A 13,286-nucleotide genomic window follows, 5' to 3' on the forward strand; every position below is an offset into this window, starting at 1 on the left:
CCCCAGACCCCAGCCTCAGCCCAAGACCTGCTGTCTGCGCCAGCAAGTGCTGGACAGTCTGGAGCAGTGGCAGCTGGCCCGACTGCTCAGCCGCCGGGCGGGCAAGCAGAGCCGCCAAATGTCCAACGTGGCCGCCCAGCTCCACCAGCAGGCCAAGCAGCTCTCGGCGGCCTACTTCCTCCAGTCCGGGGTCCGCTACTGGCCGGTGGCCCAGCTCACCGCTCCCCGGATGACCACCTACGTAGGGGGCCTGCGCCAGCTTTACCAGCGCAACCAGGCCCTCACCCAGGAGTTCCAGACCTGCCGGGCCAAGGCGGGCAGCCCCGACCTCATGCAACTCTATGGCCAACTGGCCCAGGAGGGCGTGAAACGGGCGGCCCTGCTGCGCCAACTACTGGAGCAGACCGGGATGTGACCTTGCGCATTCCCCCGACACCATGCTATACTAAAGTCCGACGGCATTCGGCCGCCGGACTTTTTCAACAAAGGAAGCGATCTGTGTGGAACACGTAGTAAATGACGCCGTGGAACAGGCTCTGGCCCTGCTGGCCATTGACAGCCCCTCCGGCTACACCGAAACGGTGGCACAATATGCATACAATCATCTGAAAGACCTGGGTTTTGACCCTCAATACACCCGGAAAGGGGCCGTTCTGGTGAACCTCACCCCCAACCTGCCCCAGGCGGGCGGCCTGCTGCTGCTGGCCCACCTGGACACCCTGGGCGGCATGATCTCCCGCATCACCGGGGAGGGCCGCATCCACATTGTCAACGTGGGCGGCCTGCGTCCCCACAACTGCGAGGGGGAGAATGTGCGCATCCGCACCCGGGACGGCAAGGTGTACACCGGCACCTTCCAGCTCCACAATCCCTCTGCCCACGTCAACCCCGACTATTCCGACACCCCCCGCACCTTCGACACCATGGAGGTGGTGCTGGACGAGGAGGTGGAGAGCCGGGAGGACGTGAAGGCCCTGGGCATCTCCAACGGGGATGTGGTGTGTTTTGACCCCCGCACCACTGTCACCCCCTCTGGGTACATCAAGAGCCGCTTCTTGGACGATAAGCTGTCTGCGGGTATTCTCCTGGCCCTGGCCCGCCAGGTGGCCAATGGGGAAGTGACCCCCACCCGGCCGGTGTGGCTGCACCTCACCGGATATGAGGAAGTGGGCCACGGCGGCTCCACCTCCGTCCCCGCTGGCATCACCGACGTGGTGGCGGTGGACATGGGCTGCGTGGGCGACAACCTGGAGGGCGAGGAGCGCAAGGTGTCCATCTGCGCCAAGGATGGCCGCTCCCCCTATGACTACGCCCTCACCAGCCAGCTCATTGAGGCTGCCAAGCAGAGCGGCGCGGACTACGCCGTGGACATCTTCACCAACTACGGCTCGGACGCCGACGCCACCCTCTCCGCCGGGTATGAGGTGCGCCACGGCCTCATCGGCCCTGGTGTCTTCGCCTCCCACGGCTACGAGCGCAGCCATAAGAAGGGCGTGCTGAGCACGTTGAAGCTGCTGGACGCCTTTGTGGGGTAAGGTCATGGGGACTCGAACTTCTCCCCCCAGCCATACGCCCCGGAGACAGCGGCACCGCAGAGGCGCCCGTCAGGCGCAGACAGCAGACAAAGGCAGTCTTGCAAAGGCGTATTTTCAAGCCTTTGCGCAACAAATCGACGGTATACCACAGGTATTGAAAACCATCATCGGGCGTCTGGACCGCCATGCCGTGGGGGTGACCCTGCTGGTCTCCGCTTTTTTAGCGGTATCCACATTTATCATGCGGTTCTTCTCCTACTGCCATGATCTGGGCATCGTGCAGTATTGGTCTCTGGACACATCCTGTATCCAACTATCCAACGATAATTTCATCTATTATGTTTTGTTTTCTGCCGCCATATGCGCCTTGGTTTTGCTTGGCTCCTTGGCACTTGTCATGCTTTACTCCATCGAGCCGAATGATATCTCTACTCTCCGGCTTATCTTTTATCGCATTATATTTACCATATTTTTGTGTTTGGTCTTATCTCTTGCATATGTTTTCCTCTTTTTCTCTTCCTGGAGCATAGAGGCACAGCTGTACTCACTGTGTCTCTCTCTCGTCAATGTCTTCCTGGCTATCGGCTTTCTAGCCATCATGTATTCTCTCAAAGGAAGCTCCGGCTCCATATTCACGCGATACCCTATGCAAAGTGCGATCGCTTTGGCGTTTCTTTTAATCGTGAGCGGCTGTTTGAGTGCCTATCACCTGGGTTCGAATTCTGCCGACTCCCAACGCACCTTTCCCCTGCTCAACGACACCCAGGTGGTGGTCTACAGTACGTCCACCACCTACTACACCGCACGATACACCATCGACGGGGACACCATTCTCATTGACACCAGCCATCGAGGCACCTATGCACGGGCCGACGGTGAACTGGAGTATCGCACCTTTGCGAATGTCATTCTCCAGGACTAACCCTAAAAGCCTAGACCAGGCTTTTCACATCCAACCATATGCAAAAAAACAAGACGCCTCTGGGGCGTCTTGTTTTTTTGCTCTTATTGGAAGTTCTGCAAAGCCTCAGCATCCCGGGCCTTCTGCTCCTCCAGGGCCTGCTTGAGCAGCATGTCCTTCACCTTCATCAATCGGGTGGTGGTGGAGCGGTCGTTCTCATCCAGCTTCATGGTGATATACCGGATGGCCTCCTGGGTGTTGGGAATCATCACGTATTCCAGGGCGTTGACCCGGCGGCGGGTCTTTTCGATCTCCTCGGCCAGCAGCTGGGCGGTCTTTTCGATCTGGGCCAGCTTGAGCATGGACTGGAACACATCGCCCAGGGCCTCCACGGCGGAGTCCAGCTCACCGGAGGTGGTGGCAAAGCCGTAGGGGAAGATGTCCGAGGTGTCGCTGGTGCGGGTCTTATAGGTGTAAGTGGGCACGTTGACGCTCATCACATTGCGGAAGCTCATGTCCAGCTCCACGCTCTGCTTGGGGTACATCAGCGCCTGCTCCATGGCCGCCCCGCTCATGAGAGCGGAGGCCACGGTGAAGGAGCCGTGCACCCGCATCAGCTCCTCCTCCACCTGACTGCGCAGGGCGCGCACCTCCCGCACGGTGTCCAGGAACTGCTTCATCAGCTCGTCCCGCTTGTCTTTCAGCAGCTTGTGGCCCCGCTGGGCGGTCTTCAGCTTGCGTTTTAAGCGGGTGAGCTCCATTCGGGTGGGATTGACAACGGTGGCAGCCATTGTTTATCCCTCCTTCTTGGGCAGGTACTTGTCGATATACTCCGGCTTGATGCGCTTGAGCTCCGCCTTGGGCAGGATGGACAGCAGCTCCCAACCCAGGTCCAGGGTCTCCTCAATGGAGCGGTTGGTCTCATAACCCTGGTTGACATAGCGCTTTTCAAACTCATCGGCGAACTTGGCGTACAGCAGATCGGTGGGGGTCAGAGCGGCCTCGCCCAGAATGGACATCAGCTCCTTGTTGTCCTTACCGGTGGAGTAGGCGGCAAAGAGCTGGTTCATGGTGTTGGCGTGGTCCTCGCGGGTCTTACCCTCGCCGATACCCTTGTCCTTCAGACGGGACAGAGAGGGCAGCACATCCACGGGGGGATTGATGCCCTGGCGGTAGAGGGCACGGGAGAGGATGATCTGGCCCTCGGTGATATATCCGGTCAGGTCGGGGATGGGGTGGGTCTTGTCATCCTCAGGCATGGTGAGGATGGGGATCATGGTGATGGAACCGGGCTTGCCCAGCTGACGGCCGGCACGCTCGTACATGGTGGCCAGGTCGGTGTACAGGTAGCCGGGGAAGCCACGGCGGCCGGGCACTTCCTTCTTGGCAGCAGACACCTCACGCAGGGCCTCGGCGTAGTTGGTGATGTCGGTCAAAATGACCAGCACGTGCATGCCCTTTTCAAAGGCCAGGTACTCGGCGGCGGTCAGAGCCATACGAGGAGTGGAGATGCGCTCCACGGCGGGGTCGTTGGCCAGGTTGGTGAACAGCACGGTGCGGTCAATGGCGCCGGTGCGCTTGAACTCCTGGACAAAGTACTCGGACTCCTCGTAAGTGATACCGATGGCGGCGAACACCACGGCGAAGTTGCCGGCGTCGTCGCCCAGCACACGGGCCTGACGGGCAATCTGAGCGGCCAGCTGGGCGTGGGGCAGACCGGAGCCGGAGAAGATGGGCAGCTTCTGGCCACGCACCAGGGTGTTCAGACCGTCAATGGTGGACACGCCGGTCTGGATGAACTCGTTGGGGTAGTCCCGGGCGGCGGGGTTCATGGGCAGGCCGTTGATGTCCCGGTACTCCTCGGCCAGGATCTCGGGGCCGCCGTCAATGGGACGGCCCATGCCGTTGAACACGCGGCCCAGCATGTCGCCGGACACACCCAACTGGAGGGGGTGGCCCAGGAAACGCACCTTGGACTGGGCCAGGTTGATGCCGGCGGCGGACTCGAACAGCTGCACCACAGCGGTGTCGCCGTTGACCTCCAGCACCTTACCACGGCGGATGCCGCCGTCGGGCAGCTCCACCTCCACCAGTTCGTCATAGGTGACGTTTTCCACCATCTTCACCATCATCAGAGGAGAGACGATCTCCTGAATGGTTCTATATTCACGAATCACAGGGTATCACCCGCCTTTTCCACAACTTCGTCGATTTCCCGCTCCATCTGCACCCGGATGTCGGCGTACTCCTGCTGGTACTGCTCCACGGGCACGGACTTGGCGCGGCCAATGCGCTCCCGGGCGGGGATGCCAAACAGCTCCATGGTGGGAGCGCCCTTGGCGATGGCGGCCCGGCACAGCTTGTCATAGCCCAGAATCATGGCCAGCAGCTGGGCCTGGCGGTCATAGCTGGAGTAGGAGTCCACGTCCATAAAGGAGTTTTGCTGGAGGAAGTCCTCACGCACCATACGGGCGGACTCCAGGGTCAGCTGGTCGTTGGGGGACAGGGAGTCCTTACCAACCAGCTGCACAATCTCGTTGAGGCTGGCCTCGCTCTGCAGCAAGCTCATGGCCTGCTCCCGGTTGGCCATAAACTCCGGGCCCAGGTTCTCGTCAAACCAGGGCTTCAGGGAGTCCAGGTACAGGGAGTAGGAGTTGAGCCAGTTGATGGCGGGGAAGTGGCGCTTGTAGGCCAGCTGGGCGTCCAGAGCCCAGAACACCTTGACAATACGCATGGTGCCCTGGCTGACGGGCTCGGACAGGTCGCCGCCGGGAGGAGACACGGCGCCCACGGCGGTCAGAGAACCACGGCGGTCGTCGCTGCCCAGGCAGGACACGGAGCCAGCCCGCTCGTAGAACTGGGCCAGACGGGAGGCCAGGTAGGCGGGGTAGCCTTCCTCACCGGGCATCTCTTCCAGACGGCCGGACATCTCACGCAGAGCCTCGGCCCAGCGGGAGGTGGAGTCGGCGATGACGGCCACGTCGTAGCCCATGTCACGGAAGTACTCGGCAATGGTGATGCCGGTGTAAATGGAGGCCTCACGGGCAGCCACGGGCATGTCGGAGGTGTTGGCAATGAGCACGGTCCGCTTCATCAGGGACTCGCCGGTGCGGGGGTCGATGAGTTCGGGGAACTCACGAAGCACGTCGGTCATCTCGTTGCCACGCTCGCCGCAGCCAATGTAGATGACGATGTCCACGTCAGACCACTTGGCCACGGCGTGCTGCATCACGGTCTTGCCGGAGCCGAAGGGGCCGGGGATGGCGGCGGTGCCGCCCTTGGCCACGGGGAAGCAGGTGTCCACAATCCGCTGTCCGGTGGACAGGGGACGGACGGGGGGATACTTGCGCTTGTAGGGACGGCCCACACGCACGGGCCAGCGCTGGCTCATGGTGATCTCCACGTCGGTGCCGTCTTCACGGGTCAGGACCGCCACCACGGTCTTCACGTTGTAGGAGCCAGCGGGGGTGACGCTCTTCAGAGTGCCCTTGAGGTAGGGGGGCACCATGATCTTGTGGAGCACCACGGGGGTCTCGGGGACGGTGCCGATGACGTCGCCGCCCTCCACTTTATCCCCGGCCTTGGCCACAGGAGTGAACTCCCACAGCTTCTCGGGGTCGATGGGGGGAACCTCCACGCCACGGGGCAGGTTGTTGCCCCCCACCTTCTTCATGATCTCCTCCAGGGGTCGCTGGATTCCATCGTAGATATTCTCAATCATGCCGGGGCCCAGCTCCACGCTCATGGGGTAACCGGTGGTTACCACCTCGGCGCCGGGGCCCAGGCCGGAGGTCTCCTCATAGACCTGAATGGAGGCGGCATCCCCGTTCATGGTGAGGATCTCACCGATGAGGCGCTGGGGACCCACACGGACCACGTCGGACATGTTGGCGTCCGACAGGCCGGTGGCCACCACCAGGGGGCCGGAGACCTTAACTACTTTACCCATATCGTCGAAACCTTCCTTCTAGGTTTTGATTTTTGTGTATTCAAACACGCCATGGCAATGCCGAGACATAACGGCAAGTGGTATGACGGAGCAATTTTGTGTCAGACCGAGGCGTGGCTTTGCAGAAATCCTTTGTGGATTTCAAAAAGTCACAACGATGGTATGGCGCAAAAGGGCCCGTCAGAACCGCAGCCGTCATGGCGAGGGATTGCCCCATCAAAGAATATCCGCACCCACAGCGCGTTCCACCGCTTTTTTGATGTTGCGCATGCCGATGCCCTGGCTGCCCTCTTTGCCGGGAATGAGAATGATGGCAGGGGTCAGGGAATCCTTGTAGCGGGCGATGTCGCTGTCCATGCTGGCCGCCAGGGTCTCGGTGAGATAGATGATCCCGTAGTTCTCCTTGGCGATGGTGTGGAGGGTGGTGCGGGCCTGGTCCACGCTGTCCACCGGAAAGGTGGCCAGCCCTAAGGCCTTGAAGCCCAGCACGCTGTCCTTGTCGCCGATGACGGCGATCTGATAACGAGCCATGTCCCTTCCCCTCCTTTAACCGTAGGTCCGGCGCAGACGCTGCCGGATGGTGTCTCCGTCCAGGCCCGCCATACGGCCGGACAAAATGATGCGAATGGCGGTCATCTCCGCCTGTCGGGCGTAGAGGTAGCCCACAATGGGCTGCTCGCCAAAGGCCACCCGGCGGCCTGCCCCCAGGTAGTCCATGACGGCGTCGTCGCACTCCCGCTCGAAGTCGGTGAGGGCGCCGGAGCCGGGGGCGGACAGAGCGGAGCCAGTGGCAGCGGCCTGGGAGAGGGGACTGGTGCGGAACAGGCCCGCCAGCTCGTCCCCCCGGGCAGTGGCCAGGGTACGGGCGGGGACATTGCCCCCGGGCACCAGCACCTGCTGGAGAAAATCCATGCCCTTGTTCAGCCGGGATGCCCGGACGCAGGAGCGCAGGTTGGCCACGTCAATGGTCAGGGCCACGTAGCCCTCCAGGAACTTGCTGTCCGCCTGACGGGCCATGGCAGTGAGCTCCTCAAAGTAGGCCCGGTCCAAAATGAAGTCGGACAGCTGGGGGTCGCCGGTGGCACCCAGGGTCTCCCGGGCACGGGCCACGCCCCGGCGGAAGATGTCGGAACAGCCCCGCAGGTCCTCCCGGCCGTAGTCCTCCGCCAGCTTCTGGGGGTCGTAGCGTCCGCCCCCCATGAGCAGAGCGTCCTGGTTGACCCCCAGGGCCTCCGCCTTCACCAGCACCTTGGCATTGTGGTAGTCGTAGCTGCACCGGAACACATCCAGCAGCGCCCGGTTGCCCACAGCACTGCTCAAATCGTGGAACAGGTCGGTCTGGGCCTTGGAGAGCATCTCCTCAATGCCCCCTGCCGTCACCTGCCCCAGGTCTTCATATCCGCACTCGGTGAGCACCTTGGCAGCCTCGGAAAGCTCCCGGGCCTCAATCATCCGCTCCATGCGCTCATGGTTGAGCAGTCGGTTCTCCATGGCGTGGATGCGGGCGGATATGGTCAAATAATCCAAATCTTTCTCGTGTGACATGGTTGATTTCCCCCTTTCTGAAATGATGTGTGAAAGGGTCTGCATCAACCGAAGAGCACGTCTGCCACCTGGGTGGACAGGGTGTTCCGCTGCAGCCGCACCAGGGTCTCAAAGGTGCAGTTGACCTCCACCACCCCGTCGCTGAGGATGAAGCCTCCCTGCATGGGGCGGGTCTCCTGGGACAGGGTCAGCTGGCCCTTGTCCCCCAGCTTCTCGTTGGCGGCCACCACCACCGCCTTGCCCAACCGGGCCCGATCGGCAGCGGAGAAGATGAGGGCCTCGGTGCCCTTGGAGGCAGCCTGGGCGGCCAGATCGGCCAGCAGAGCCACGCACTTCTCCTGGGGCAGCTGGGTGAGCTTCTTCATGGCCAGCTGGAAGGCCTCTTCCACGACCTCCTGCTTGGCCCGCAGCACTTCCTTGCGGCACTCCAGCTGGGCCACGCTGGCCAGCCGCTCGCCCCGCTCGGCAGCAGCCTTCTCCCCACGGGCCAGGATGTCGTCGGCCTCGGCCTGGGCCTGGGCCTGGTACTTGGCGGTGATCTTCTCCGCCTCGGCCTGGGCCGCTGCCAGCACGTCGTCGATTTCCCGCTGGGCATCGCTGCTGATGCGGTCTATGATCTTCTCGATTCCGTCCATAGTCTACCTCTCAGCTCAGAAGCCGAACATGATCATCAGGAAGGAGATGAGCAGGGACAAAATGGCGTAGAACTCCACGATGATACACAGCACCATGCCCTTGGACCAGTCGTTGGGGTTCTTGGCCACGATGTTCACCGAAGCGGCGGCCACACGGCCCTGAGCAATGCCGGAGAGCAGACCACCCAGTGCCATGGGTAGGCAGGCGGCCAGAATCAGCAGGCCGTTGGCCACGCTCAGCTGGGCCACGGTGCCGTCAAACAGGCCCATCTTCATCAGGGCCAAAAAGCCGATGACCAGGCCGTACAGACCCTGGGTGCCGGGGATGACCTGCAGGATCATGCACTTGGAGAACTGAGAGGGATCCTCGGACAACAGGCCGGCGGCGGCCTCACCGGCCAGACCGGTACCCTTGGCGGAACCGACGCAGGCCAGGCCTGCAGCCAGAGCAGCACCCAGAAATCCAAAGAAGGGACCGGCATACATGGTCAGAAATTCGCTGATATACATATTATTTTTCCTCCTCAATATCGACGTACTTGGTGTTGATTTCCAACGGACGCCAGGGACGTCCGCCTTCCTGATAAAATTGTTTGAAAAATTCCAGATATTGCAGTCGGGACGTGTGTACATAGGTACCAATGACATTGAGCCCGATGTTGAAGCTATGTCCCAGCAGGAAGATGATGAAGAAAATTGGGATCCCCAGCGCCGGGGGCAGCCCGCTGCCGGGCATGGCCGCCAGGATGTTGAACACCTGGCCGATGACCGAGCCGGCCAACATCATCACCATCAAGCGGGAGTAGGAGAGGATGTCTCCAAAATAGCCGGTGACACCGTTGTACACCGCACCGATCACCGCACCCAGCTTCCCGCCGATGCCCTTGGCCCCCCGGGCCTGGCCCAGCAGCATCAAACAGCCCACGATCAGCACCACCGGGTAGCCCGACACATTGCCGATGCCCAAGGCAAACAGGGCGATGCCCACAAAGATGACCCACCAGGATCCCACGTCCAGCACCGCATCCAGCACCTTGCCGTCCCGGCACAGCATCCAGAACTTCACCGCCATGCCAACCACGATCTGAACCAGGCCTACCACCAGGGAGAACACCAGCACACTCATGGGATCGCCCATGACGTTGAGCAGCGGGCCGGGTACGCCGCTGCCCTCGGGCGCCGACAAAAACGGAATCACCGGCTGGGGCAAGCCCAGCATCCCGGTAAACTGCACCAAAAAGTCGGAGAAAAAGCCACCGGTGAGCAGGCCGATCACCGCAGAGGAAATGCCGCACATGATCATCAGCCGCACCAGCTGACCGAATCCCCCCTTGGGACGGATCCGCCACTGGATGAATGCGGTGACGGCGGCCAGGATCAGGCCGTAGCCCAAATCGGCAAACATAAAGCCAAAGAAAAACACATAAAAGGGCATCATCAGCCCATTGGGATCCACTCCGTCATAGGCGGGCAGGGAGTACATGGTGGTAATGGTGGTCAGCGGCTCGGTGAGCCGGTTGCTCTTGAGCTTCACCGGCACCGTGGGATACTCCTCCCGCTCCGGCGCCCGGATGTCCCAGGCGCAGACATAGCCCCTCAGGGCCTGTCCCAGCGCCTCTACGTCGGGGTCGGGCACCCAGCCCTCCAGATAGAAGGCACATTCCGAATCCACCAGTCGACCCTTGGCCTCCTCCCGAGCGATGTCCTGAGCCACCCGGTCCAGGCACAGACGCAGAGCGTCCCGGTGGGGGGCAAAGGAGGCGATGTGCTCTTTGGCCTCATCCATCTTCTGGGCCACCACCGCCAGCTGGTTGTCCAGCTGCCGGTCATTGTCCGCCGCCGTCCCTGTCCAGCCCCGGAGGTTGGAGCGGGAGAAGCCAAACTCCCGCATGGTCTCACAGCAAAGCTCCTCCACATCGCTGTGACAGATGAGGAGGAAATACTGCAAGTCTCGGTCTGCGCTGGCATAGGTCAGGCTGGTCAGCTGGCTGGCCTGGGTCACCGCCGCCTCCATGGCGGCGTAATCCGCCCGGGCGGGGATGGTGCCGAAGATCACGGCAATGTTCTCATCCCCGGACAGCTCCAAAGGTACATCCAGGGACAGCCATGGGGCCAGCGCCGCCTTTTGAGTTTGCAACTTGCCCTGCTCTGCCGTGAGGTTGGCCAGCTCCCGCTCCCCGTCCACAATGGCCTGAGCGGTGTCCAGCCCCCGCCGGTAGCTGTCCTGGTCGAACAGCTCCTTCCGGCTCAGCCGGGGCCGGGGGCGCAGCAGCCCCCCCTTGAGAGAGACGTGCCTGGCCAGCACGTTCAGCGCCTGGTTGAGCAGATTGCTCTGCTCCCGGGCGGTGGCCAGTCCCTGTCCATCCGGCTTGCCCACCGCCGCCCACTGGGGATCGGACAGATCAATGGCAGGCTCGTCCACCTCCACACACCCCAGCTTTTGCAGCAGGTGCAGCAGGCTCTCACGCTCCGACCGCATCCCCATCAGGCGCAGCCGTTTCATTTTTACGATTGCCATCAGTTTTTACCTACCCTTCCAACAATGAGGTCCGCCGCTTGCTCCAGATGCCCGCGGGCCTGCCGCTTCATGGCCTCACAGGCCTGGGCGTTGCCCTCCAGCACCTGGCGGGACTGCTGGGCGGCCAGCTCCTCGGCCTGGGCCATCATGGCCTTGGCCTTCTCCTGGGCCCGGGCCCGGGCCTCGGCCACCAGCGCCTTTCCAGCCCGCTGGGCGTCCGCCACAATCCGCTTGGCCTGGGCGGCAGCTTCCGCCTTCTGGCCCCGGGAGGCCTCCTCGGTCTGGGTCACCTTCTGGATGGCTTCAAATGCCATAGTATCTCACCTCTTTCTGGGACTCAAAGGTCATCAGGTTCCTTGGTTAGATGATCCCCGATTATGTTAAAATTGTACCACATTTGTCAAATCGGTTCAATAGTTTTTTAAGATTTTCGGTGAAAAAGTTCCACACTTCTTTTTGTAAAATCCCTGTGTTTTTTGTGTTTTCCGTTCTATTTTTATCTCTTTTCTACTTTACTACCTATTTAACTAATGTTCCACAAAAAGAAACCCCCAGGGCATACGCCTTGGGGGCTTGAAGGAATCGGGTATGTGGAAGGCTCAGGTTTCCCCCTGTTCCTGGCGGTAGCGCTGCATGGAGACGGCGAACAGATCCGCACTGCTGGGCGGGGTGTAGGTAATGGCGTTGGCCCCGGCGGCGATGGTCTCCAAAATGCTCTCGTCGGTGGGTCCGCCGGTGGCGATGATGGGGACGTTGGGGAACTGGGCCCGCACCGCCCGGACAATCTCAGGGGTATGTCGGGCCCCGGAGATGTTGAGGATATCCGCCCCGGCCTCCAGCCGGGCGGCAATGTCGGTGTTGTGGGACACCACGGTGACCACCACCGGGATGTCCAGCACCTGCTTGAGCCGACGCACCACGTCGTTTTGGGTGGGGGCGTTGACCACCACCCCGAAGGCACCCTCGTGCTCGGCGTCGTTGGCCAGGTTCACCACCCGCAGACCCCGGGTGACGCCGCCGCCCACTCCCACAAACACGGGCATGTCGGCGGCCTGCATCACCGCTCGGTGGATGGCGGGCTGGGGGGTGAAGGGGTAGACGGCCATGACGGCGTCGGCGTTGATGTTGCGAATCACCGCCACGTCGGTGGTGAAAGCCAGGGATTTGATTCTCCGCCCGAATACCCGGATGCCGGAGCACTCGGAGATGCAGGTGGGAATTTTAATCATGTGGCTGCGCAGGGTGCCCTCGTACTCCGGCACCCACTTGCGGGGGGCAATTTTCTCTGTCATGGGGTTCTCCTCTAAATGGGACAATGAAGAATGAAAAATGAAAAATGATGAATGCAAACCCTGATCGTGCTTGCGGCTCCCTCCGGGAGGCTTTTCGTCGCTCACTCCCAGATGGTCTGGCCGCTGGCGGCCTCCTGGCCCACCAGCTGGCGGGAGGAGTCAATCCCCGCCTGGGTCAGCGCACGGGTCACCTGGGTCTGGGTGGTGGCCTTGTTCAGGGTCACCCACACCCGCTGGGTGTACTGGGCCAGCAGCTGGGGGGTCATGCCGCTGGTGACCCCGCCCTCCACCAGGGAGTCTCCCCGCACCTGGGCGGAGAGGCGCACCTGGCTGCCCTCCAGGGCCTGGGTGACCTCCTGCCAGAACTGCTCCACCACGGTGGCGCGGGTTTGGGGGTAGTTGGTGGACTGGGCCAGCACGTGCACCTCGCCCTGGTCGGGGAAGTAGGCGCTGTCCAGCACCAGCTCGTCAAAGCCCATCTGGGACAGCTCCACGCACAACTCCACCAGGTACTGCCGCACCTGGGTATTCACCGGGCTGACCCAGCTCATGCCCATGAAGTCATACCAGCGGTTGCCGCTACGGGCCATCAGTAGGCTACCTCCCACGTTGGCGGCGGCCAGGGCCTGGTCCCGGAAGCAATCCACCCGGGCCACCAGGTAGATGTCCTGGGCGGACAGAGCGCTGAGGGCCTGGGTGAGGCTCTGGGTGGTGGACACCGTGCCCAGCTGACGGGCCAGAGCGGCCTGGCTGGGCCACTGCAGCTTGCCCCCCTCCCCCTTGACCTCCACCACCACGGCGTCACAGCCCGTCTGCTGGGCCAGGGTCTGGGCCGAGCCGTCCAGCAGCTGGCTCACCGTCACGTCCACCGCCCGAATCTCCTCTGTCTCCGGGGCCTGGGAGGGGGTGGG

At 62.1% G+C, this 13,286-nt stretch carries 13 protein-coding genes and 1 pseudogene; 3 read left to right on the forward strand and 11 right to left on the reverse strand.

Features of this window, described 5'->3' with window-relative positions; translation table 11 throughout:
• The 3 genes and pseudogenes from B5F22_RS12355 to B5F22_RS12135 form a co-directional block, all read left to right on the forward strand.
• Positions 1–415, forward strand: a pseudogene (locus B5F22_RS12355) (hypothetical protein); the annotation flags it as partial.
• Positions 416–500: 85 nt separating this feature from the next.
• The gene (locus B5F22_RS11245; protein ID WP_343223953.1) at positions 501–1,535 is read left to right on the forward strand and encodes a M42 family metallopeptidase; all 1,035 of its coding nucleotides are present in this window, start codon (positions 501–503) and stop codon (positions 1,533–1,535) included.
• 682 nt (positions 1,536–2,217) lie between these two features.
• A complete protein-coding gene (locus B5F22_RS12135; protein WP_143482252.1) occupies positions 2,218–2,457 on the forward strand; it encodes a hypothetical protein in 240 nt (79 codons plus the stop codon).
• A gap of 83 nt (positions 2,458–2,540) precedes the next feature.
• Here the strand turns inward: B5F22_RS12135 and B5F22_RS11255 are convergent, their stop codons facing one another.
• The 11 genes from B5F22_RS11255 to B5F22_RS11305 all read right to left on the reverse strand — a co-directional run.
• Entirely contained in the window at positions 2,541–3,227 is a 687-nt protein-coding gene (locus B5F22_RS11255; RefSeq protein ID WP_087234360.1) for a V-type ATP synthase subunit D, read from the reverse strand.
• Positions 3,228–3,230: 3 nt separating this feature from the next.
• The gene (locus B5F22_RS11260; RefSeq protein ID WP_087234362.1) at positions 3,231–4,613 is read right to left on the reverse strand and encodes a V-type ATP synthase subunit B; all 1,383 of its coding nucleotides are present in this window, start codon (positions 4,611–4,613) and stop codon (positions 3,231–3,233) included.
• Positions 4,610–6,385: a V-type ATP synthase subunit A gene (locus B5F22_RS11265; RefSeq protein ID WP_087392628.1), complete on the reverse strand. Its 1,776-nt coding sequence runs from the start codon at positions 6,383–6,385 to the stop codon at positions 4,610–4,612. Before B5F22_RS11265 ends, B5F22_RS11260 begins: the two co-directional genes overlap by 4 nt.
• 216 nt (positions 6,386–6,601) lie before the next feature.
• Positions 6,602–6,916: a V-type ATP synthase subunit F gene (locus B5F22_RS11270; protein WP_087392629.1), complete on the reverse strand. Its 315-nt coding sequence runs from the start codon at positions 6,914–6,916 to the stop codon at positions 6,602–6,604.
• Between the two features lie 15 nt (positions 6,917–6,931).
• On the reverse strand, positions 6,932–7,930 hold the full coding sequence (locus tag B5F22_RS11275; RefSeq protein ID WP_087392630.1) for a V-type ATPase subunit: 999 nt from the start codon (positions 7,928–7,930) through the stop codon (positions 6,932–6,934).
• Between the two features lie 44 nt (positions 7,931–7,974).
• A complete protein-coding gene (locus B5F22_RS11280) occupies positions 7,975–8,565 on the reverse strand; it encodes a V-type ATP synthase subunit E (RefSeq protein ID WP_087392631.1) in 591 nt (196 codons plus the stop codon).
• A gap of 15 nt (positions 8,566–8,580) precedes the next feature.
• Positions 8,581–9,075, reverse strand: coding sequence for a V-type ATP synthase subunit K (locus tag B5F22_RS11285; RefSeq protein WP_087234373.1), 495 nt, complete (start codon positions 9,073–9,075; stop codon positions 8,581–8,583).
• A 1-nt stretch (position 9,076) separates the two neighbouring features.
• Entirely contained in the window at positions 9,077–11,083 is a 2,007-nt protein-coding gene (locus B5F22_RS11290; RefSeq protein ID WP_087392632.1) for a V-type ATP synthase subunit I, read from the reverse strand.
• Positions 11,083–11,397, reverse strand: coding sequence for a hypothetical protein (locus tag B5F22_RS11295; protein WP_087392633.1), 315 nt, complete (start codon positions 11,395–11,397; stop codon positions 11,083–11,085). Before B5F22_RS11295 ends, B5F22_RS11290 begins: the two co-directional genes overlap by 1 nt.
• 285 nt (positions 11,398–11,682) lie before the next feature.
• The gene (locus tag B5F22_RS11300) at positions 11,683–12,375 is read right to left on the reverse strand and encodes a hydrolase (protein ID WP_087234380.1); all 693 of its coding nucleotides are present in this window, start codon (positions 12,373–12,375) and stop codon (positions 11,683–11,685) included.
• Between the two features lie 101 nt (positions 12,376–12,476).
• Positions 12,477–13,286: putative glycoside hydrolase (locus tag B5F22_RS11305; RefSeq protein ID WP_087392634.1), on the reverse strand; the 810-nt coding region annotated here is incomplete at its 5' end.

The sequence above is a fragment of the Pseudoflavonifractor sp. An187 genome (assembly GCF_002160275.1).
GTDB lineage: Bacteria > Bacillota > Clostridia > Oscillospirales > Oscillospiraceae > Enterenecus > Enterenecus faecium.